The organism is Streptomyces sp. NPDC002104, assembly GCF_053593795.1.
In genome coordinates, this window is record NZ_JBSFDF010000045.1 from 39,783 (window position 1) to 60,558 (window position 20,776).

Below are 20,776 nucleotides of genomic sequence, written 5' to 3' on the forward strand. Positions count from 1 at the left end.
TTCATGACCGACTTCGTACTGGTAGCAGGCGCCTGGCTCGGAGCAACGGCCTGGGACGAGGTGGCCGCCGCACTCCGCACCGCGGGCGCCGACCACGACGTCCACGCACTGACCCTGTCCGGCCTCGCGGACAAGCAGGGCGCCACGGCCGGCCAGCAGACGCACGTCACGGACATAGTCGAGGCCATCGACGCACTCGGTCTGCGCGATGTGGTCCTCGTGGGCCACGGTTACTCCGGCATCCCGGTCGGCCAAGCCGCCGAGCGCATCGGCGGCCGCCTCAACCGGGTGGTCTTCGTCGACGCCGACATCCCGGTCCACAACGCGTCCTTCCTCTCCGCCCGCAGCGACGGCCGCTCCGCCTCCGTAGAGGCCGCCCTCGCCGCGAACGACGGCTTCTGGCCGCCCCCGCAAGCCGCCGACTACGCGGACCAGGGCCTCACCGAAGAACAGATCACCCGCATCGTCGCCGGCGCGACCCCGCACCCGGGCGCCACGCTCACCGAACCGGCCGTGCTGACCCACCCCCTCACCGAGCTCCCCGCCACCTACGTGACGTGCCTACTGGGCGGCGGCAGGGCCGCCCCCCGCCCCGACCTGGCGCGGTTCCTGTCCACCGGCCCGGACTGGCGGTCGGTCACCCTGGACACGGGCCACTGGCCGATGTTCTCCGCCCCGTCCGCCCTGGCCGCCGTCCTCCTCGACGCCGCGGCTCAGGACGCCCCGCCGCCGGCTCCGGGCCTGCGTATCCACCCGGTGGACGCCGCCTCCGAAGCCTCCCTGCGAGACTGGCAGCACGTCCACAACACGGTCATCCCCACGGCTCTCCTCTCCCTGAACGACGTACACGAGCGCTCCGCCCGCCATGTCCTGCACGTCGCCCACCTGGGCGACACCCTCGTCGGATGCACCACGGTCCGGCCCCCTGCCGCCGGCTCCACGACCGCCACCGTGATCGCGCGCGTCCTGCCGCCGTACCAGGGACGGGGCTTCGGCCGGGAGCTGTACACCTACGCGCTCGCCCAGGCACGGGCCCTCGGCGCCGAGGTGATCGAGACCGTGGTCCTCGCGTCCAACCCGGAAGGCCTGAGCTTCGCTCGCCGGGCGGGCTTCATCGAATTCGACCGCTACGTCCTCCCTGGGGACACCGTGCCTTTCGTAGATCTGCGCCTCGCTTGAGCGGCCACTGGGTCCGCCTCGAACTCACCGTCCGCACCTTCGACTCCGCCCGGTTCACGCCGTACGTCGACCGGTGCCGCGCCGCGGGCTTCAGCTTCACGACGCTCGCCCAGCTCGGCGACGCGGAGGACGAACGCCGCAGCCTCTACGAGCTGAACAAGGAGTGCTCGGCCGACATCCCCGAGCGAGGCAGGTTCCACTCCTACGCGGCATACACCCGCCTGCGCTTCGCGGTGCCCTCCTACGACCCGGCCGGCATCATCGTCGCCCGGGACCAGGACGGCGCCTGGGCCGGTATGGCGGCAACCTCCCTCCATCTCTCCGACGGCTTCGCCTTCAACGAGATGACCGGTGTCCGGGCCGCCCACCGCGGCCGCGGCCTCTCCCTCGCCATGAAGACCCTCGGCATCGCCTTCGCCGACGCCCACGGAGCCCCCGTCATCCGCACGATCCACCACCCCGCGAACGCCCCGGCCATCGCCATGAACCGCGCCCTCGGCTACGTGGACGCGAACTGGCACCAGCCGACGCCCTGAGCCGAACGCCCCAGACTTGAGGCCCCCGCACCTGCGGCCCCAGCCGCGGCCCTCTCCACCTGCGCCCTCTACCCTCGCGGGCTCCTGCGCTTCCGTGAGACGGCGACCCCGGCCAGGCAGACCGCACCACCGAGCAGGGTCAGCGCGGCCGGGACCTCGTCGAGGGCGATCCAGGCGATGAGCACCACGACGGCGGGCACCGCGTAGGTGGTCGCGCCCATCTTCCCCGCGGTGGTCCGCGACAGCGCGAACGACCAGGTGGTGAAGGCGAGTGCGGTCGGGAAGAGCCCCAGGTAGATCATGTTCAGGACGGCGCCGAGCGGAGCCCCGGGAAGCTGGTCGACGAGCTGCCCGACGAAGGGCAGGGTGACGGCCGTGCCGACGAAGCAGCCGTACGTGGTCACCTGGATCGGGCTCGCGTACGCCAGCGCCGGCTTCTGCGCGACCACTCCGGCCCCGTACGTGAGCGCGGCGACCAGGCAGAGCAGGACACCTCCCACCGACGCGGACCCGCCGTTCGAGGTGGACAGGCCGACCAGCACCGCCCCGGCGAACGAGACCGCCATGCCCGCCAACAGCATGGGCGGGAATCCCTCCTTCAGCAGCCAGCCGCTGAGCAGGGCGATCACGATCGGGCCGATGTTGACGATCATGGCCGCGGTGCCGGCGTCCACGAGCTGCTCGCCCCAGTTCAGCGTCACCATGTAGAGCCCGAACCAGAGCACCCCGGAGATGAGGATCCCGGGCCACGCCTGCTTCGGCGGTGGCGGCACCCGCTTGATGACCAGCACCAGCCCGAGTGCGACCGAGGCTGTCAGCAAGCGTCCGAACGCGAGGGCTCCGGGCCCGAAGTGCGCGGCCGCCGAGCGGATGGAAACGAACGCGGAGGCCCACAGCACGACGGTCACTCCGGCGGCTATCAGGGCCCACCGGTCGGTCTTGACCTGATCAGACGTCTTGTCCATGCGAGCAAGCTACCTGCCCCGCCCGAAAGGCCCGTCGCCCTTTTCCCGAGCCCCTACCCTGCGGCCGGGGCCAGCAGCTCCCGCAGCCGTTCCGCATAGCCGCGGGGGTGTGTGGTGTTGCCGTTGTGGCCGCCCGGGAAGACTCGTATCTCCGTGTCCAGGAGGGCCGCGAGTTCCGTCGCGCACCGCTGGTCGAAGACGGTGGACGGGGTCGTGGAGCCCAGCGCCGGGATGATCCGCGTCGGGGTCCGGGTGAGGGCGTCCATGTCGAGGGTGTCCTCGACGATCGCCGTGAAGTCGTGCTCGATGAAGTAGCCGAAGTTGGCCCGCCGGCGCTCGTCCAGGGGCTGCGGGGTCAAGCCGGCCTCTGCGTCGCGCCGCGCGAGGTCTATCCCGAGGACCCGGGCCATCTCCGGAAACACGGCTTCGAGTCCGCCCGCGCGGTAGATCCCCTGCAGTTCCTCCAGTTCCGCTTCGTGCCGGGCCCTCTCGCCGGCGGGCAGCAGTCGCGGGGCCACCGGCTCGTGCGCGATGAGGGTGCTGACCTGCTCCGGGTGCCGAACGGCCAGGTGCAGGCCGATGACGGCCCCCAGACTGCAGCCGAGCATCAGCACCGGTTCGTCGGTGACGGTCTCCAACAGCCGTTGCACGTCTTCGGCGTGCTCGGCGAGCGACGCCGCCCGGCCGGGCTCCACCGGCCGGCTGCGCGAGAGTCCGCGGCGGTCGTAGGTCAGCACGGTGAAGGCATCGGTGAGATGCGGAACGAGATCCACGGTGCGGTCCGCGTCCCCCTCCCCGCTCTGCGCGATGAGCAGCATCGGGCCGGAGCCCTGCAGTTGATGGTGGAGTACAGCACTCATGACAACAACTCCTCGCTATCGGCTCCGGACCCCCAGTCCGTCACTCTCTGCAATCACCGTAACCCATCGAATCGGATACATCAAGAGTGATGGATCAAAAAAGATGCATCTTCTTCGATGGGCCGGCGGATTCCGATGTACCGTGCTCCCGTGGACGGAATCGAACTCTTCCTGCTGGGCCGCGCCTTGATGAAGCTCGGCGAGGAGGCCCTGCCCGAGCCCCCCGGCGGCCCGGGGCAGTACGCCGGCGGCACCCGCTCCGTCGTGATCGTGGCCGGCGACATCGCCGCGCACCCCGACACCACGGTCGGCGAGACCGCCCAGCGCACGGGCCTCCCGCAGAGCCAGGTCTCCGGCGCCGTCGCCCGCCTGCGCGAGGCCGGCTCGGTCCAGACCTCGCCCGACCCGGCCGACCGCCGCCGGACACTGGTCCGCCAGTCCCCCGGAACCTCCCCGCGCGTGGCCGCCGTACGCGCCGCCGGTGCTTCCAAGGTCGAGGAAGCCCTCGCCCGCGCCCTCGGCGAGACCGAAGCGCAACAACTGCCGGAGCTGACCCGGGCCCTGGAGGTCCTGGCCCGCCACCTGGTGCCCCGCGACACCCGCTGACCCGCCCTGACCGGGGGCCACGGAGGCAACCGGGGGAGCACGTACCTACCGTCAGAGGTCGCCCTGCACCAGCAGCTTCTTCTGCGGCTTGCCCATCGCGTTGCGCGGAATCGCCGCCACGAACCGCACCTCGCGCGGCCGCTTGTGCACCGACAGGTGCGCCGCGACGAAGTCCGTCAGTTCCGGACCGGTGACCCCCTCGGCCACCACGAAGGCCACGATCCGCTGCCCGAGATCCGCGTCCGGCAGCCCCACCACCGCGGCCTCGCTCACCTTGGGGTGGTCCAGCAGCGCGTTCTCGATCTCGCCGGCGCCGATCCGGTAACCGCCCGACTTGATCATGTCGATGGAGGCCCGGCCCACGATCCGGTGGACCCCGTCGGCCTCGTCGACGGCCGCGATGTCGCCCGTACGGAACCACCCGTCCTCGGTATAGGCGCCGGCCGTGGCCTCGGGCCGGCCCAGGTACCCGGAGAACAGCGTCGGCCCGGTGAGCTGGAGCTCGCCGATCTCCGCGCCCGGCTCCGCCGCGATCCGCGTACGGATGCCCCGGAGCGGGGTGCCGACCGTACCGGGCCGCACCTCCCCGCCCGCGCGCCCGCTCACGGTGATTAGCGTCTCGGTCATCCCGTACCGCTCCACGGGCCGCAGCCCGGTCAGCCGTTCCAGGTCCCGGAAGACCGGCGCGGGCAGCGCGGCACTGCCGGAGACCAGCAACCGGGCCCCGCCCAGCGCGGCGGCCGCCGCCGGCGACCCCGCGATACGGGACCACACGGTCGGCACCCCGAAGTACAGGCTGCCTCCGGCCTCCGCGTAGGCCTCGGGTGTGGGCCGCCCGGTGTGCACGAGACGGCTGCCGGTGCGCAGGGCCCCGAGCACCCCGAGCACGAGGCCGTGCACGTGGAACAGCGGCAGCCCGTGCACGAGGGTGTCCTCGGCGCTCCACTGCCATGCCTCGGCGAGGGCATCGAGATCGGCGGCCACCGCCTCGGCGGTGAGAACGACCCCCTTGGGCGGACCGGTGGTCCCTGAGGTGTAGAGAACCAGCGCCGCCCGCCCGGGCTCGACCGCACCCCCGGCCCCGGCGGCCCCGGCACCACCCCCGCCACGCCGTGCGAAGTCCACGTCGACGAGCACGGCACCGGAATCCCGCAGGATGTGCTCCCGCTCGGCGGGCCCCGCATCGGGCGGCAGCGGTACGAAGGGCACCCCGGCCAGCAGCCCGCCGACGACGGCGGCGACGGTCTCCAGCGAGGCCGTCGCGGTCACGGCGAGGGCGGGCGCCCCGGCGACATCGGCAGCCACGGCCCGGGCCGCGCCGAGCAGGTCCTCGTAGGAGGCCTCACGCCCGGCCACCCGCAGGGCATCGGGCCGGTCTCCATACACCCCGGTGAGCGCGGTCAGCACTGATCCCCCTACGGAGTCCGATCACATCCAACCGCCCCACCCTACGACCGCCCCCGACCCCCATCGGGGCGCGGGGCCCAGGGTCCGGGCACCGTTCCCCGGGCTCTGCCCGGTCCCCCGACGGGTCCCGGGCGGAGCCCGGGGAACGGAGGAAGGGGCGGGCCGGGGAAGACCTCACGCAGCACCACCCACGACCGGCGCCCCGTACCCGTACCCGCCCCACCCCTGCCTCAGCGCGTCAGATCAGCCCCTGCGCCAGCATCGCGTCCGCCACCCGCTCGAACCCGGCGATGTTCGCCCCGACCACATAGTCCCCGGCGGAGCCGTACCGCTCGGCGGTCGCGTACGACACCGCGTGGATGTCCCGCATGATCCCCGCCAGTTCCGACTCGACCCGCTCCGCGCTCCACGCCGTGCGCCCCGCGTTCTGCGCCATCTCCAGCGCACTGACCGCGACCCCGCCCGCGTTCGCCGCCTTGCCGGGCCCGAAGGACACCCCGGCCGCCTGCAGCAGGTGCACGGCCTCCGGCGTGGTCGGCATGTTCGCGCCCTCCGACACCGCCTTGACGCCGTTCGCGATCAGCGTCCTCGCGTCATCGGCGGTCAGCTCGTTCTGCGTGGCCGACGGGAAGGCGACCTCCGCCGCCACGTCCCACACGCGGCCGCCCGGTACGAACCGCGCCGACGGCCCGCGCCGCTGCGCGTACTCGCTCACGCGCCCGCGCTCGACCTCCTTGATCTGCTTCAGCAGCGCGAGGTCGATGCCCTTCTCGTCCACCACGTAGCCCTGCGAGTCGGACGCCGTCAGCGGGTTCGCACCCAGCTGCTGCAGCTTCTCGATCGTGTACAGCGCCACGTTGCCCGAGCCGGAGACGACGGCCGTCAGCCCGTCGAGCGACAGTCCCTTGACCGCCAGCATCTCGGCGGCGAACAGCACGCTGCCGTAGCCCGTGGCCTCCGGACGGATCAGCGAGCCGCCCCAGCCCTGGCCCTTGCCGGTCAGGACGCCGGCCTCCCAGCGGTTGGTGATGCGCCGGTACTGCCCGAACAGGTAGCCGATCTCACGCCCGCCCACACCGATGTCACCGGCCGGCACATCGGTGTGCTCGCCGATGTGCCGGTAGAGCTCGGTCATGAACGACTGACAGAAGCGCATGACCTCCGCGTCCGACCGCCCGTGGGGGTCGAAGTCGCTGCCGCCCTTGCCGCCGCCGATGCCGAGGCCCGTCAGCGCGTTCTTGAAGATCTGCTCGAAGCCGAGGAACTTCACCACGCCGATGTCCACCGACGGGTGAAAGCGCAGGCCGCCCTTGTACGGGCCGAGCGCGCTGTTGAATTCGACGCGGTAGCCACGGTTGACGTGGACGCGACCGCGGTCATCGGTCCACGGCACCCGGAAGATGATCTGCCGCTCCGGCTCGACGATCCGCTCCAGCAGGGCCACGGCCGGCTCCGCGTACTCGGGACGCGCCGCGAACACGGGGGCCAGGCTGTCCAGGACCTCCCGTACGGCCTGGTGGAACTCGGGCTGAGCGGGGTTGCGGCGCTCGATGTCGGCGCGCAGAGCGTCCAGCCGGCCCTGCGGGTCCTTGGGGTCCGTCACGGTCTGTTCCTCCAGGTCTCGATGTGGGGACCGGCCCCGAGATGCGGCTCGAAGCTCCGGACCGAATTTCCACATGGCGGAAATCATTATCCGAAAACAGTCTCCAGCGGGAGGGTACCCCGCCCGCCGACCAGGGCCACGAGCCTTTCCGGCCTGCTCTTCTCAGCGCCCACTCCACCATGGCGGACTCGATCTTCGCTCCACCATGGACAGAAACAAGGCGCAGGACATAGACAGGCCATATGGACATCGCACGGGTCGCCGCCCTCGTCGCCGCGACGCTCACCACGGGCCTGATGGCGGGCCTGTTCTTCGCCTTCGACGTCTCGGTGATGCCGGCTCTGAAGCGCTCCGACGACCGGACCCTCATCTCGGTGATGCAGCGCGTGAACACCTCGATCATCAACGGCTGGTTCATGCTGGCGTTCCTGGGCGCGCTCCTGTTCACCGCCCTCGCACTGGCCCTGCACCTGCCCGGTGGCGAGCACGCAGCGGTCCCCGCACTGGCGGGCGCCCTCGTTCTCTACGTGCTCGCCGTCGCGGTCACCGGCCGGGTGAACATCCCGCTCAACAACGCCCTGGAGGCGGCCGGCCCCGCCGAGCGGATCGCGGACCCGGCCTCCGTACGCGCGGCCTTCGAGAAGAAGTGGGTACCCGCCAACCGCTGGCGTACCGCCCTGTGCACGGCCGCCCTGACCTGCCAGTCCTGGGCCCTCCTGGCGGCCTGAAGAAGCGGCCCCGCCCCTCGGCTCCCGGCCCCTCGGCTGCCCGGCCTCAGATCCCGGCGCCGGCCCCCCGCCCCGTCGCCCCAGCCGCCCCCGTCGCCCGCCCGTACAGGACGAGCGCCCGCCCCAGGGCGGTCAGCGCCGCCGTGCAGAGCAGGGTCCGCACGATGTTCGCCGTCTCCCAGGTGCCCTTGAACTTCGCGACGACCGAGAAGTCGGTCAACTTCGCGGCGTCACCCAAGTCGGCGAGTTCATTGTTGAGCGGGATGTTGACCACGAAGGTGACGACGAGCACGACGAGGTACGCCGCCGCGGCCAGCGAGGCCCACAGCGCGACCGTACGGCGCCCGGCCCGCGCCTCGACGAACGCCGCGGCGAAGGCGGCGAGCAGCGCGACGACGAAGACCGTCCCGAAGAGCGGATTCCCGTCGATGACGGCGTTGAAGCTCTGCATCGCCGTCACGTACGTACGGTCGTCGGTCTTCGCCAGTCCCGGCATCACCGAGACGTCGAAGGCGAAGAAGAGCCCCGCCATCAGGCCGACCAGTACGGTCGACAGGCCGAGCAGTGCGGTGGAGAGTCTGGTGCCGTTGGATCCCATCAGCTGTGCCCCCGTATGCATCCGTTGTATCCGTGTCGGTGTCGATGTCGGTGTACGTCGAAATCTGCAGAACGCGGGGGATCCCACCGCCCCCCAACGGTTGTTGACCGTGCCGATCGTGCCATCCGCCCGCGCCATCCGGCCAGTGAATCCTCAGTGCCGCACAGCCCCCGCCTACTCACATGTAACGCACACGTAAGCTGCACGGATGAGTACACGCGCCACGGCCCTCCGTCTCGCCCCGGTCACCCCCGAGAACCTCGCCGCCGTCTGCGCGCTGTCGGTCCGTCCCGACCAGGAGCACCTCGTCTCACCGGTCGTGAAGTCACTGGCGGAGGCCTACGTCCACGGTGAGACGGCCTGGCCCCGGGCGATCGTCGACGGTGACGAGGTCGTCGGCTTCGTGATGGCCTTCCTCGGCATCGCCTGGAACCCGGCCGAGGACCCCGGCGACATCCGCTCCGGTCTCTGGCGCCTCAACATCTCCGCAGCCCACCAGTTCCAAGGGCTACGGCCGCTTCGCGGTCGAGGCGGTCGCCGACGAACTCCGCCGCCGGGGCGCCTCCCAGGCGTACGTCACCTGGCACCTGGGCCCCGGCACCCCCGAACCCTTCTACCTCTCCCTCGGGTTCCGCCCGACGGGCGAACGGAGCGACGGCGAAACAGTGGCCGTCCTGGACCTCGGGACCCCCTGCCCCTGACCCTGACCCTGACCCTGCCCCGGTGCTGGCGCCGGGCCCCCTAACCCGCGGCCGCGGCCGCCACCCCGAACCCCACCCCGCCCCCGGCCCCCGCCCGGTACTCCCGCGGGCTGACCCCCCGTACCCGCTTGAAGGCGGTCGAGAGCGCGAACGCCGAGCTGTAGCCCACCTGATGGGCGGCCGAGGCGAGCGTCGTGGACGGGTCGCACAGCAGGTCCGCCGCCAGCGCCAGCCGCCAGCCCGTCAGATAGGCCATCGGCGGCTCGCCGACCAGCTCCGTGAAACGGCGGGCGAGCGCGGCCCGCGAGACGCCGACTTCGCGGGCCAGCGACTCCACGGTCCAGCCGTGGGCGGGGTTTTCGTGCAGCAGCCGCAGCGCCGGCCCGGTGACCGGGTCGTTCTCGGCGCCGCCGCGCTCCGCGAGCCAGCCGCGTACGATGCCGATCAGCAGCAGGTCCAGGAGCCGGTTCAGAACGACCTCCTGGGCCGGCTCCGACCGGGAGATCTCCCCACCCAGCAGCCCGACCAGCGAGGGGTCCACCGGGCCGACCAGTACCCGCGGAAGAGCGGTGAGCAGCCGGCTGCCGACCTCGCCCGGGTCCTGGTAGGTGCCGCTCAGCATCACCACCGACCCCTCCGCCGCACCCCACGTCCGTACCCCGAGGGCCATCGAGTCGGACACATCCTCCCCGCCGTCGATCCTGGTGCACCGCTGGTCCGGACCCACCCTGATCTGCAGGGGCGTGTCCGCGCTGTCGGCGATGGTGTACGGAACCGGCCCCCGCACCAGCGCCGCCTGACCCGGCGCGACGAGCACCGGATCAGCGTCGTCGGGCAGCAGCCACGCCGATCCGTGCACCATCGTCATCACCGACAGCGGGGCCCGGTCCTCGATCCGGACCGACCAGGGCGGGTTGAACACGCACTTGATGAGGAAGGCCGATTTGGCCTTGGGGCCTTCGAGCAGAGCCGTCAGCGTATCCATCGGCCCATTCTCCCTACACGTCCCAGACCCCGCGGGCCGCCGCCTCCCGCGCGAAGTCCGAGAAGTCCCGCGGCTTGCGGCCCAGCACTTCCTCGACCCCGTCCACGAGGTGCGCGTTGCGCCCGTCCAGGATCAGCGTGAACAGGTCCGCGAACTCATCCGGCAGCCCGTTCTCGCGCAGCACCGCCCGGTAGGCCCCGTCCGAGACCGGGACGTACGCGATCTCGCGCCCGGTCGCCTTCGACAGCTCGGCCGCGACATCGGAGAAGCTGAGCAGCCGCGGGCCGGAGAGCTCGTACGTGCGCCCCACGTGCCGGCCGTCCTCGGTCAGCGCGGCGACGACCACGTCGGCGATGTCCTCCACGTCGACGAACGGCTCGACGGCGTCGGCCGTCGGCAGGGCGATCTCGCCTGCGAGCACCGGCTCCAGGAAGAAGCTCTCGTCGAAGTTCTGGTTGAACCAGGCGGCGCGCACCACCGTCCAGTCGGCCCCGGACTCCTTCAGCGCGTCCTCGCTCCGCTGCGCCGATTCCTCGCCGCGCCCCGAGAGCAGCACCAGCCGGCGCACCCCGGCGGCGACCGCCGCCCGGGCGAAGGCTCCGACCTGCTCGGTGGCGCCGGGGAAGCCGAGGTCCGGGTAGTACGCGACGTAGGCCCGGTCGACGCCCTCCAGGGCGGGTCCCCAGCTTCCGGGCTCGTTCCAGTCGAAAGCCGGCTCACCGGAGCGCGAGCCGATGCGGACCGGACGGCCCAGGGCGGTGAGCTTCTCGGCCACGCGCCGGCCCGTCTTGCCCGTGCCGCCGATGACCAGCGTGCGGAGGCCGGTGTCGTTCTGCGTGTGCTGCGTGTGCTGCGTGTGCTGCGTCGTCTTCGTCATGGGGACCAGTCAACTCCCTGGACCTGAGACGGAACATCGCCGAGAAGCTCAACCACATACGCCTGCGTCCACGGCCGGGCCGGTTGCCCCCTCCGGGCGGCTCCCGCTACTGCTCGCTGAGCGTGTGCTTCACGAGCGCGTTGGCGTGCCCGTGCCCGAGCCCGTGCTCGGTCTTGAGCCAGCCGACGAGTTCCATGTGCTTGGTCAGCGGCGAGGCGCGGATGAGCTCCTGCCACTCCGCGACCGGACGGCCGTACTTCTTCTCGATGGACGGGAAGTAGCTGGCGGGACCCTTCACCGGCTCGCTCATGACGATCGATCCTTTTCTTCCGGTGCCTTCTGGGGGCACGGTGCGGCGTACGAAAGAGGGACCGGATCCCCCGCGAAAACTCATCGGACCACCGCGAAAAAATGTCGGATGATCTTCGCATGATGTGGACCGAGCGCACCGTCACCCGAGCCGGCGTCCGTCTGACGTGCCGTGACTGGAACACCCACCAGCCCGCCTCCGCTCCCCCCGTCGTCCTCCTCCACGGCCTCGCGGGCCACGCGGGCGAATGGGACGCCGTCGCCGCGCACCTGGCCCCGCACCACCGCGTGGTGGTGGTGGACCAGCGCGGTCACGGAGCCAGCGAGCGCCGCCCCGCCGACGTCTCCCGCGCCGCGTACGTGGCCGACGTGCTGGCCGTCTGCGAGCAGCTCGGCGTGCACCGCCCGGTGCTGGTGGGCCAGTCGCTCGGCGGCCACACCGCGATGCTCACCGCCGCCGCCCACCCGGACCTCGTACGGGGCCTCGTGCTGGTCGATGCCGGCCCCGCCCGGGCGGACCCGGGCACCCCGCAGGAGATGGGCGACTGGCTGGACTCCTGGCCGGTCCCGTTCCCCACCCTCGCCGAGGCGCGCACCTTCCTCACCGGTCAGGGGCTGAACGGCGAGGCCTGGGCAGCCGGTCTGGAGCAGCGCGAGGACGGCTGGTACCCGCGCTTCGAGCGCTCGGTGATGGTCGGGGCCATCGCCGAGAACAGCACCCGCGCCTGGTGGCCGCAGTGGCAGGCGGTCCGGTGTCCCACCCTGGTGGTCATCGGGGAGAAGGGCATCGTGCCGCCGGAGGAGTCCGTCCGGATGCTCGACTCCGCCGACCCGTCCACCCCGACGACGGCGGTCTCGGTCCCGGGCTCCGGCCACGACGTCCACCTGGACCGCCCCGCCGTCGTGCACGCCCTGCTGTCCGCGTTCCTCACGGAGTTCCGGCAACCGGGTGGCCCGGGTGACCCCCGTCCGGCCACGTCGTTCACCAGGACATGATCAAGCGCATCGTCACCACGGCCCTGCTCGCCGGTACCGCCGCCCTCGCCGTCACCGCCCCCGCCATGGCCGCCGAGCCCCCGCTCGCCGACGCCGTCACCAGCACCGTCGCGGACGCCCCCCAGGACATCGCCGGCCTGGTGCCCGGCCAGGCCGGCGACGACCTGACCGACTTCTCCGGCGCGTTCAACGCGTTCACCTCGGGCGACGCCCGGCAGACCGTCTCCAACGGCTGACCCGCACGCTCACCCCGGGCCCTCGCGTCCCCGAACCCGGTCCCGGGGTCCGGGGCCGGGGGTCCGGGAGATCCGGGGGGGGCCGGACACGACTCCGGTCACACGGCCCACGAGCCGCCGCGACCTGGGTCAACCGCAGGTCGAGCAATATGATCACATTGCGGTATGACCACGACGAAGACCCTCTACCTGCTCTGCTCCGCCGCCCCGCCCGTCTTCGACGTGGCCCATGTCATCGAGGACGCCCAGTCCCGGGGCTGGGACGTCTGCCTCGGCCTCACCCCAACCGCCGCCCACTGGCTGTCCAACAGCCTCGACGGTCTCGCCGCGCTCACCGGCCACCCCGTGCGCTGGCAGTACAAACTGCCCGGCGAACCCGACGTCTGGCCGACGGCCGATGCCCTGCTCTTCGCCCCGGCCACGTTCAACTCCGTCAACGCCTGGGCCCTCGGCCTGACCGACCGGTTCGTCGTCGGGGTCGCCGCCGAGGCCATCGGCAAGGGGACCCCCGTCGTCACCATGCCCTGCGCGAACGCCGCCCTTGCCGCCCACCCGCAGTTCGACCAGTCCCTTGCCGTCCTGCGCGGCGCCGGCGCCGCGGTCCTCTTCGGCGAGGGCGGTTTCACCCCCGGCCCCGCGGGCCCGGACGCCCCGGCGCACTTCCCCTGGGCGGCGGCCCTGGCCGAGGTGGACCGCGCCACGGCATCCGCCGCGTAGCCCGGCCCGGGCTCCGCTACTCCCCGGTGGTCCCGTCGATCGCCTCGCGCAGCAGGTCCGCGTGCCCGTTGTGCCGGGCGTACTCCTCGATCATGTGGGTCAGTACGTAGTGCAGGGAGTACGTCTGCCCTTCGTGGGAACCGGTCACGTCCAGGGACCCGGCCGCGTCCACGATCGCCCGGGAGCGCGCACAGGTGTCCTCCCAGATCTTGAACGACCCTGCGACATCGGCTTCGTCCACGTGGAACTCGGTCCACTCCCCCGCCTCGTTCTTCGGGAAGTACCCGCGCACGTCCTCGCCGCCCACGACGTTGCGGAACCAGCCCCGCTCGACCTCCGCGAGATGCCGTACCAGCCCGAGCAGGCTCAGCCCCGACGGAGCCACCGCCCTGCGCCGCAGCTGCTCGTCCGACAGGCCCGCGCACTTCAGCATCAGGGTGTCCCGCTGCCACTGGAGAACGCTGGTGAGGGTGGCTCGTTCGTCGCCCACCAGCACGGGCCGGGTCCGCTGCTCATCGATCATCGGATGATGATCACAGCCCTACGGCGCTCCCCGCACGGCGATTTCACATCCCGGACTGGCCCTCACTCCCCCGCCCGCCCCCAACCGGCCAGCCCCGCCACCTTCTCCGGGTTCACCTGCAACCGCAGGTTCACGACCCGCCCGTGCACCGCGTCCAGGTCGTAGGTCAGCGCCGCACGCGCGGATCCCCCGTACACGAACACCACCGACTCCTCCCCGTTCACCCGCGCGGACTCAAGGGTCACCGCCCGCAGCGCAGGCTTGGCGAGCATCCCCAGCAGCCAGCGCGCCACGTGGTCGGCCCCGTGCAGCGGCCGCCGGGCCGCCGTGACCTTCCCGCCGCCGTCCGACCAGGCCGTCACCTCGGGGGCGAGCAGTTCCATGACCGCGTTCAGGTCCCCGCCCGCACAGGCTTCCAGGAACCGCCGGGTCACCTCGCCCCGTTGCGCCGGCTCGCTGGCGAACCGCGTCCGCCGGGCCTGCACATGGGCCCGTGCCCGGTGCCCGGTCTGCCGTACGGTCCCTTCCGCCCGGTCCAGTACCGTCGCCAACTCCGCGTACGAGTACCCGAACACCTCCCGGAGCACGAACACGGCGCGCTCCAGCGGACTCAGGCTCTCCAGCACCACCAGCAGCGCGGTCGATACCGTCTCGGCCGTCTCCACCCCCTCCGCGCCGTCGGGCACGGTCGGCAGGGTCCCGGTCAGCAGCGGCTCGGGCAGCCACGGCCCGATGTAGGTCTCACGGGTGGCGCGGGCGGAAGTGAGCCGGTTCAAGGACAGGTTGGTGACCGTGCGCACCAGATAGGCCTTCGGGTTGAGGACGGCAGACCGGTCCGCGCGCTCCCAGCCCAGCCAAGTGTCCTGGACCACGTCCTCGGCGTCGACGACACTCCCGAGCATCCGGTAGGCGACGTCGAACAGCAGCCGCCGATGGGCGGCGAAGGGACCGAGGGCATCGGCGGAGGCTTCCGGAAGGTACGCAGCAGTGCTCACGAACGATCATGCTGCCGCCGCGCCCCGCGCTCCCGCAAGCGCCCGCACCCCAGCATCGCCGCTCCCGTACGCGGGCGCCCAGCCCAACTCGCGCTTCGCCTTGATGTTCGACAGTCGCAGATCCGTCCCCATGATGGTGTGCGCGAGCGGCGCCGGCTTCAGCACCCACAGCGGTACGGTCATCGGCGCGGGCGCCCCGAAGGCCGCGGCGACCGCCCGCATGTGCGCGTCCCATCCCAGCGGCTCGTCGTCGACGATGTTGTAGGCGTGCCCGGGCCGCCCCGACTCCACGCCGGCAACGACGGCGTTCGCCGCGTCGGCCACGTCGACCCAGCTCAACGCCCTGCCCTTGGCCGCCACCACGGGCAGGGCGCGCTTGCGCAGCATCGGCACCACGTGGACGTCCGTCACACCGGCCCCGTAGAACAGCCCGAAGCGCAGGCTCACCCCCTCGATCCCGTCGGCGGTGAAGGCCAGTTCCTCCTTGGTCCGCATCGCGCCCACGTGCCGCTCCAGCCAGACGTTCGCCCCCTGCGGCCCGAACCCGTCGTCCTCGCCGAGCACGGCCCCGCCGTGGTCCCCGTACCCGTAGCCGAACATCATCGACTCCACGACGAACCGCCGCGCCCCGGTCTCCCGCGCGGCGGCCAGCAGGTTGGCGGTCCCCTCGGTGCGCAGCGCGTTCGTCCCCGCCATGTCTTGGTGCCGGGCCATGGCCTTCCCCGACAGCGCCGTGGCCGCGTGCACCACCACGTCGAAGCCGAGCCCGTCCACGGCGCGCAGCAGCCCCTCACGATCGAGCAGATCGGCCCTGACATCCATCCCGGCACCCCGCCCGAGCCCGGCCACCTCATGCCCGGCAGCACGCAGCGCCCGTACCGCCCGCTGCCCCAGAACCCCACTCGCACCCGCCAGCAGAACCTTCATGGCCGTCTCCCTCGTCGCTCGCTCCACGCGGTGTCGTCCATGGGACAGACGAGCGCCCCGGAACGTGACACGACCCAAAGTGACCTGAGCCACACACCCCGGCGTTAACGCCGTTAATACCCCCCACGCCACCGCCAAGCCCAGCACAGCCCAGACGTCAACGCCGCCAATCCCCGGCCTCACCACCACCCCGACACAGCCCAGGCGTTAACGCCGTTAATACCCCACCCCTCCACCAACCCTCGGCACAGCCCAGGCGTTAACGCCGTTAATACCCCACCCCTCCACCAACCCTCGGCACAGCCCAGGCGTTAACGCCGTTAATGCCCTGCCCCTCCACCAACCCCCGGCACGGCCCGGGCGTTAACGCCGTTAATGCCAACCCCACCACCAGCCCAGCACCGCCCGGACGTTAACGCCGTTAATGCCCCACCCCGCCGCCAAGCCCGTACAGGCTCCGGCGTTAACGCCGTTAATGCCCCCACCACCGAGCTCCCCCAGACCCTGGCGTTGACCCCGTAACGCCAGACCCCACCACCCAGCCCTGCCGCCCCCACCGTTAACGCCGTTAATGCTCCACGCGGCCAACCGCGCGGCCAACGCACGCGCCCCAGAGCCCCGGCCTACCCCGGCGCGGCGGACGCCACGTCACCCCACCGCACCCCGGCCGACACCGCCGGCACCCCGCCGGCCCCACCTGCCAGACCCGCGCGGCGCCGCGCCGAGCCCTCCATCGTTAACGCCGTTAATGATCCACACGGCCACCACCCGACGGCCGACACCGGCGAGCCCCACACCCTCCTCCGCCGTTAACGCCGTTAATGCCTAACCCCGCCCATCCACCCGCCGAGCCACCAGCAGCCCGAGCCCGTCGAGGATCCGCTCCAGCCCGAAGTCGAGCGCCTGGTCCTGCCCACCGGCCTCCCCCACGGAGGCCATCGCGGCCCCGAGAGCGGGGTACTTATCCCCGTGCACCCGCATCACTTCCCCCAGCACCGAGGTCAGCTGCGCGTCCGGCCCCTCCCCCGCGGCCCCGCCCGCCATCGCACGCTCCTGCTCCGCGATCCCGCGTACGTGCCCCGACACCAGCACCAGCGCGTCGATCGACTCGGCCCCCGTCAGCCCGCACCCGGCGAGCACGGCGAGCCCCCGCTCCATCCACCCGACCTCGACCGGCCCCATCACCCGCGCCCCGACCGTCGCCTCCAACAGCCACGGATGCGCCCGGAACCCGGCCAGCAGCTCCCGCGCCCACGCCGCGAGCCCCTCCCGCCAGCCCTCCCCGGCCGGACGGCCGTCCAGCACGGAGGGGTCCGGCATCGCGGCTTCCACCATCAGCGAGACCAGCTCCGCCTTGCCCGGCACGTACCGGTACAACGCCATCTTCGTGACGGCCAGCCGCCCGGCCACTCCCTGCATCGATACGCCGGCCAGCCCCTCGGCGTCCGCGAGGACGACCCCCGCCCCGGCGATGCCCTCCAGCGTGAGCCCCCGCTTGGGCCCGCGCGCGGGCTTCACCGGCGGCCCCCAGAGCAGCCGAACGGCCGCGCCCCACTGCTCGTCCGCGTCCGTCATCGGTCCCTCACGCTCCATCCGCCATTAAACTGCGTCTACCGTATACGTTAACGGCGTTAACGCCACCACCCCGTTAACGCCGCTCCCCCACCCTCCCCGCGCGTTAACGCCGTTAATGATCCACTTCCTCAAAAAGTACTGGCCGGCTGGTTTTCTTCAGACCCATCGGTCTAGATTGGCCCTGGCCGAACCACGGTGACCACCTCCCCCGGTTCCGCCCCAACCACCGCAGCCCCAGGGAGAACCCGCATGGCGAGAGCCAGACAGGAACGAGCCGAGATCACCCGGCAGGCGATCCTCGACGGTGCGGCCATCGCCTTCGACCGGACCGGCTTCCACGGCACGAGCCTCACCGATGTGGTCGGGCACTCCGGAGTCACCAAGGGCGCCCTCTACTTCCACTTCGCGTCCAAGGAAGCCCTCGCCCAGACCTTGATGGACGAGCAGTTCCGGATCGCCGACGCCCTGCCCTCCCTCGCGGACCCGGGCCTCCAGACCGCCATCGACCTGACCCACCGGATGGCCTTCGGGCTCCGGACCAACGTCCGGATCCGCGCCGGGATCCGCCTGGTCATCGAGTTCGGCTCCTTCACCGACCCGGACCCGACCCCGTACAACGCGTGGATCGACACCTGCCACAACTGCCTCGTCCCGGCCCAGGAGCGCGGCGACGTCCTGCCCTGGGCCGACACGTACGACGTGGCGACCATGCTCGTCGCCGCGTTCACCGGCATCCAGGTGACCTCGCACGTACGCGCCCGGCGCGAGGACCTGCACGCCCGGGTCGTCGACCTGTGGAACTTCCTGCTGCCGGGGATCGTGCCCGCGGACCGCATCTCCCGGTTCGACCCGGCCGGCTCCCCCGAGTGCCGTTCCGAACTCGGTCTGCCGGCCTCGGACTCCGCTCCGTCCACGGCCGGCTGACGACGCGTCCAGGGCGGCCTCGCACATGCCGTGGTGAACCACGGGGGTGCTCACTACGGCGTGTGCGAGGCCGCCCTGTCCCAACGCCCCGCCCTCGCCCCGCCTCCCGCAGGGGAGGCGATTCCTGGCCGATCCTCACCACTTCGTTAGCAAAACTCAAGCGTGGCGCTCACGAACACCCTTGAACGTTAGTAAAGTCCCTCGCATGACTTCGCCCTCGTCCCCGAGCGACCGTGAGAAGGTCGTCTCCAAGCTTCCTCCGTGGCTGCGCCAGGAACTCAAGATCCGCACCGCCCAGCTGAGGGTGGACATCCAGGACGCCGTCCACCAGGGCATCGCCCACTGGCGCGCGCTCGCCTCGTCCCCCTCCCCCGTCGACACCTCCGGCGCCGAATCCTTCTCGACCTGGCTGCCCGCCGGCCAGTGGGAGTCCTTCCGCACCGACTCCAAGGACCGCGGCGTCTCCCTCATCCAGGGACTGGCCCAAGCCGTCTCCCTCTGGCTGGAGATGAACCCCGCCCCCACCGTGAAGCGGCCCTCGGTCGTACGCCGCATCGTGGTGTGCAACCAGAAGGGCGGGGTCGGCAAGACCGCCATCACCGCGGGCACCGCCGAAGCCCTCGCGGAGGACCCCGACACCCTCCACCCGGTCCGAGTGGCCCGCCAACTGGCCCGCCACTCGGCCGTCGAGGACGGCGACCAGACGACCCCGGAGGCCCTCGCGGCCGCCGCGTCCGCCCCGCCGGTCGACCTCGAAGACCTGCCCGGCCTCGGCATGCGCGTCCTGCTCGTCGACTTCGACCCACAGGGCCACCTCACCAAGCAGCTCGGACGCCAGCCGCTGCCCATCGGCGGCGACAGCCTCACCTGCCACATGGCGGGCGAGGCCAAGGGCCCCCTCTCCGACCTGATCGTCCCCATTCCGGACGAGCACTTCGGCGACCGCCTGCACATCCTCCCGGCCTGCACCGACGCCTTCCTCCTCGACGTCCGCCTCTCCACGGTCCGCGCCCGCGAGGCCGCCCTCGAACGGGCCCTCGCCCCCGTCGAGGCCGACTACGACGTCATCCTCATCGACTGCCCGCCCAGCCTCGGCCTCAGCATGGACGCCGCCATCTACTACGGCCGCCGCCGCGACGCCGAACAGCCCGGAGCCTCCGGCGCGCTGATCGTGGTCCAGGCGGAGGACTCCTCGGCGGACGCCTACGACCTCCTCACCTCCCAGATCAACGACCTCCGCGACGACCTCAGCCTCGACATCGACTACCTCGGTCTCGTCGTCAACCTCTACGACGGCCGCCGCGGCTACATCGCGACCAGCTCCCTCCAGGCCTGGATGGACATAAAGGATCCGCGGGTCGTGGCGATCGTCCCCGACCTCAAGGAACAGCGCGAAGCCGTCCGCGTGAAGCAGCCGCTGTTCGTCTACGCACCCAAGGGCGAGCAGGCGGTCGCCCTGCGCGCGCTCGCAAGGGAGATCTCATGAGCAAGGCCGACAAACTCGGAGTCTCGAGCTCCTTCGCCCGCGCCCAGCCCGTTGGCGTCAGTTCCCGCCGCGCGGCCATCGCCGAGGCCACCGGCGCCCCCACCTCCGGCGTGGTCCCGCCCTCGGAGGTGCCGATCGAGGCCCTCGCCCACAACCCGTTCAACCTCCGCGAGGACCTCACCGAGCTCGAAGAACTGGCCGCCTCCCTCACCGTCCGGGGCCAGCTCCAGCCCCTCGCGGTCGCCACCCGCATGGCCTTCATGGAGGCGCACCCCGGCAACACCGACGGCCTGGGCCGCGCCCCGTACGTGGTCATCGACGGCAACCGCCGCCTGGCGGCGGCCCAGCGCGCCGGCCTGCGCACCATGCAGATCCACGTCAACGACACCCTCGCCTCCTCGGCCGCGGACATCCTGGAGTCGGCGCTCATCGCCAACGTCCACCGCGTCGACGTGGCACCCATGGACCAGGCCCGCGCCCTGCAGGAACTCGTCGAGGTGCACGGCTCCCAGGCCCAGGTGGCCAAGCGCCTCGGCAAGACGCCAGCCTGGGTCTCCCAGCGCCTGACCCTCCTCAACCTCACCCCGGAGCTCCAGGACAAGGTGGAGACCGGCGAACTCAAGGTGGAACCGGCCCGCCGCATCGGCCGCCTCCCCCAGGAGGACCAGGCGACCGCGGCAGAGGAAGCCGTTAACGCCGTTAACCCCCCGCGCCAACGCACCCGCCCCACCCCGAACCCCACTCCGACCCCCACCCCAAACCCCACTCCGGACCCCGCCCCCCACCCCACCGCGTCCCCCCGCCGCATCACCATCGCGGCGGACTCCCCGGACACGATCGCGGACGCCCTCACAGCCCACCTCACCCCGGACGACCTGAAGGCGGTAACAGAACTCCTCCTGACCCGCATCTGACCCACCCACAGCCCACCCCCACCGACACGAAGGGGGCGTTGGCCCGGCAACCGGACCACCACCGCCCCCACGTGTGTTTCATGTGCGTTCCACGGTGCGGTTCGCATAAGCTGCGCCTGGAGGTGCACC

At 71.8% G+C, this 20,776-nt stretch carries 22 protein-coding genes and 2 pseudogenes; 12 read left to right on the plus strand and 12 right to left on the minus strand.

Annotation, left to right across the window (positions count from 1 at the left end; all coding sequences use genetic code 11):
- Positions 1 to 3: 3 nt before the first annotated feature.
- From ACWCP2_RS29450 to ACWCP2_RS29460, 3 genes and pseudogenes are all read left to right on the plus strand, one after another.
- Positions 4 to 717, plus strand: a pseudogene (locus tag ACWCP2_RS29450) (alpha/beta fold hydrolase); the annotation flags it as partial.
- 24 nt (positions 718 to 741) lie between these two features.
- The gene (locus tag ACWCP2_RS29455) at positions 742 to 1,179 is read left to right on the plus strand and encodes a GNAT family N-acetyltransferase (protein ID WP_450911618.1); all 438 of its coding nucleotides are present in this window, start codon (positions 742 to 744) and stop codon (positions 1,177 to 1,179) included.
- Complete coding sequence (locus ACWCP2_RS29460) at positions 1,176 to 1,715, plus strand: GNAT family N-acetyltransferase (protein ID WP_450911595.1); 540 nt, start codon at positions 1,176 to 1,178, stop codon at positions 1,713 to 1,715. The genes ACWCP2_RS29455 and ACWCP2_RS29460 overlap by 4 nt, the downstream gene beginning before the upstream one ends.
- Before the next feature lie 68 nt (positions 1,716 to 1,783).
- Here the strand turns inward: ACWCP2_RS29460 and ACWCP2_RS29465 are convergent, their stop codons facing one another.
- Together ACWCP2_RS29465 and ACWCP2_RS29470 are read right to left on the minus strand one after the other, a co-directional pair.
- A complete protein-coding gene (locus ACWCP2_RS29465) occupies positions 1,784 to 2,680 on the minus strand; it encodes a DMT family transporter (RefSeq protein ID WP_450911596.1) in 897 nt (298 codons plus the stop codon).
- A 53-nt stretch (positions 2,681 to 2,733) separates the two neighbouring features.
- Entirely contained in the window at positions 2,734 to 3,540 is an 807-nt protein-coding gene (locus ACWCP2_RS29470) for an alpha/beta fold hydrolase (RefSeq protein WP_450911597.1), read from the minus strand.
- Positions 3,541 to 3,729: 189 nt separating this feature from the next.
- Between ACWCP2_RS29470 and ACWCP2_RS29475 the strand changes: the two genes are divergently transcribed.
- Entirely contained in the window at positions 3,730 to 4,146 is a 417-nt protein-coding gene (locus tag ACWCP2_RS29475; protein WP_450911619.1) for a MarR family transcriptional regulator, read from the plus strand.
- 51 nt (positions 4,147 to 4,197) lie between these two features.
- On the opposite strand, the gene ACWCP2_RS29480 is transcribed toward ACWCP2_RS29475, so the two are convergent.
- Positions 4,198 to 5,553, minus strand: a complete 1,356-nt coding sequence (locus ACWCP2_RS29480; protein WP_450911598.1) for an AMP-binding protein — start codon at positions 5,551 to 5,553, stop codon at positions 4,198 to 4,200.
- 238 nt (positions 5,554 to 5,791) lie between these two features.
- Positions 5,792 to 7,156 (minus strand): NADP-specific glutamate dehydrogenase, encoded by a 1,365-nt coding sequence (gene gdhA, locus ACWCP2_RS29485; RefSeq protein ID WP_450911599.1) that lies wholly within the window; start codon positions 7,154 to 7,156, stop codon positions 5,792 to 5,794.
- A 242-nt stretch (positions 7,157 to 7,398) separates the two neighbouring features.
- Between gdhA and ACWCP2_RS29490 the strand changes: the two genes are divergently transcribed.
- Complete coding sequence (locus tag ACWCP2_RS29490; RefSeq protein WP_450911600.1) at positions 7,399 to 7,884, plus strand: anthrone oxygenase family protein; 486 nt, start codon at positions 7,399 to 7,401, stop codon at positions 7,882 to 7,884.
- A gap of 46 nt (positions 7,885 to 7,930) precedes the next feature.
- Here the strand turns inward: ACWCP2_RS29490 and ACWCP2_RS29495 are convergent, their stop codons facing one another.
- Positions 7,931 to 8,503, minus strand: a complete 573-nt coding sequence (locus tag ACWCP2_RS29495) for an anthrone oxygenase family protein (RefSeq protein WP_450911601.1) — start codon at positions 8,501 to 8,503, stop codon at positions 7,931 to 7,933.
- Positions 8,504 to 8,690: 187 nt separating this feature from the next.
- Here ACWCP2_RS29495 and ACWCP2_RS29500 point away from each other — a divergent pair.
- Positions 8,691 to 9,183, plus strand: a pseudogene (locus ACWCP2_RS29500) (GNAT family N-acetyltransferase).
- Positions 9,184 to 9,223: 40 nt separating this feature from the next.
- Here the strand turns inward: ACWCP2_RS29500 and ACWCP2_RS29505 are convergent.
- The 3 genes from ACWCP2_RS29505 to ACWCP2_RS29515 all read right to left on the minus strand — a co-directional run bounded on the left by ACWCP2_RS29505 (position 9,224) and on the right by ACWCP2_RS29515 (position 11,355).
- On the minus strand, positions 9,224 to 10,168 hold the full coding sequence (locus ACWCP2_RS29505) for an AraC family transcriptional regulator (protein WP_450911602.1): 945 nt from the start codon (positions 10,166 to 10,168) through the stop codon (positions 9,224 to 9,226).
- 13 nt (positions 10,169 to 10,181) lie between these two features.
- On the minus strand, positions 10,182 to 11,045 hold the full coding sequence (locus ACWCP2_RS29510; RefSeq protein WP_450911603.1) for an NmrA family NAD(P)-binding protein: 864 nt from the start codon (positions 11,043 to 11,045) through the stop codon (positions 10,182 to 10,184).
- 106 nt (positions 11,046 to 11,151) lie between these two features.
- Positions 11,152 to 11,355: a DUF4287 domain-containing protein gene (locus ACWCP2_RS29515; RefSeq protein ID WP_450911604.1), complete on the minus strand. Its 204-nt coding sequence runs from the start codon at positions 11,353 to 11,355 to the stop codon at positions 11,152 to 11,154.
- 119 nt (positions 11,356 to 11,474) lie between these two features.
- On the opposite strand from ACWCP2_RS29515, the gene ACWCP2_RS29520 reads away from it, so the two are divergent.
- The 3 genes from ACWCP2_RS29520 (at position 11,475) to ACWCP2_RS29530 (ending at position 13,303) form a co-directional block, all read left to right on the plus strand.
- Positions 11,475 to 12,350, plus strand: a complete 876-nt coding sequence (locus tag ACWCP2_RS29520; RefSeq protein WP_450911605.1) for an alpha/beta fold hydrolase — start codon at positions 11,475 to 11,477, stop codon at positions 12,348 to 12,350.
- Positions 12,347 to 12,586 carry a hypothetical protein gene (locus ACWCP2_RS29525; protein ID WP_450911606.1) on the plus strand — a complete coding sequence of 80 codons (240 nt, stop codon included), beginning with the start codon at positions 12,347 to 12,349 and terminating at the stop codon, positions 12,584 to 12,586. The genes ACWCP2_RS29520 and ACWCP2_RS29525 overlap by 4 nt, the downstream gene beginning before the upstream one ends.
- 165 nt (positions 12,587 to 12,751) lie before the next feature.
- Positions 12,752 to 13,303 carry a flavoprotein gene (locus ACWCP2_RS29530; protein ID WP_450911607.1) on the plus strand — a complete coding sequence of 184 codons (552 nt, stop codon included), beginning with the start codon at positions 12,752 to 12,754 and terminating at the stop codon, positions 13,301 to 13,303.
- Between the two features lie 16 nt (positions 13,304 to 13,319).
- On the opposite strand, the gene ACWCP2_RS29535 is transcribed toward ACWCP2_RS29530, so the two are convergent.
- The 4 genes from ACWCP2_RS29535 to ACWCP2_RS29550 all read right to left on the minus strand — a co-directional run bounded on the left by ACWCP2_RS29535 (position 13,320) and on the right by ACWCP2_RS29550 (position 17,323).
- The gene (locus ACWCP2_RS29535; RefSeq protein ID WP_450911608.1) at positions 13,320 to 13,826 is read right to left on the minus strand and encodes a DinB family protein; all 507 of its coding nucleotides are present in this window, start codon (positions 13,824 to 13,826) and stop codon (positions 13,320 to 13,322) included.
- 62 nt (positions 13,827 to 13,888) lie between these two features.
- Entirely contained in the window at positions 13,889 to 14,821 is a 933-nt protein-coding gene (sigJ, locus tag ACWCP2_RS29540; RefSeq protein WP_450911609.1) for an RNA polymerase sigma factor SigJ, read from the minus strand.
- A gap of 6 nt (positions 14,822 to 14,827) precedes the next feature.
- The gene (locus tag ACWCP2_RS29545; protein ID WP_450911610.1) at positions 14,828 to 15,748 is read right to left on the minus strand and encodes an NAD-dependent epimerase/dehydratase family protein; all 921 of its coding nucleotides are present in this window, start codon (positions 15,746 to 15,748) and stop codon (positions 14,828 to 14,830) included.
- A gap of 825 nt (positions 15,749 to 16,573) precedes the next feature.
- Positions 16,574 to 17,323, minus strand: coding sequence for a TetR/AcrR family transcriptional regulator (locus tag ACWCP2_RS29550; RefSeq protein WP_450911611.1), 750 nt, complete (start codon positions 17,321 to 17,323; stop codon positions 16,574 to 16,576).
- Positions 17,324 to 17,572: 249 nt separating this feature from the next.
- Here ACWCP2_RS29550 and ACWCP2_RS29555 point away from each other — a divergent pair, with 249 nt between their 5' ends.
- The 3 genes from ACWCP2_RS29555 to ACWCP2_RS29565 all read left to right on the plus strand — a co-directional run bounded on the left by ACWCP2_RS29555 (position 17,573) and on the right by ACWCP2_RS29565 (position 20,647).
- Positions 17,573 to 18,247, plus strand: coding sequence for a ScbR family autoregulator-binding transcription factor (locus ACWCP2_RS29555; protein WP_450911612.1), 675 nt, complete (start codon positions 17,573 to 17,575; stop codon positions 18,245 to 18,247).
- 205 nt (positions 18,248 to 18,452) lie between these two features.
- Positions 18,453 to 19,733 carry a ParA family protein gene (locus ACWCP2_RS29560; RefSeq protein WP_450911613.1) on the plus strand — a complete coding sequence of 427 codons (1,281 nt, stop codon included), beginning with the start codon at positions 18,453 to 18,455 and terminating at the stop codon, positions 19,731 to 19,733.
- Entirely contained in the window at positions 19,730 to 20,647 is a 918-nt protein-coding gene (locus ACWCP2_RS29565) for a ParB/RepB/Spo0J family partition protein (RefSeq protein ID WP_450911614.1), read from the plus strand. Before ACWCP2_RS29560 ends, ACWCP2_RS29565 begins: the two co-directional genes overlap by 4 nt.
- Positions 20,648 to 20,776 lie beyond the last annotated feature (129 nt).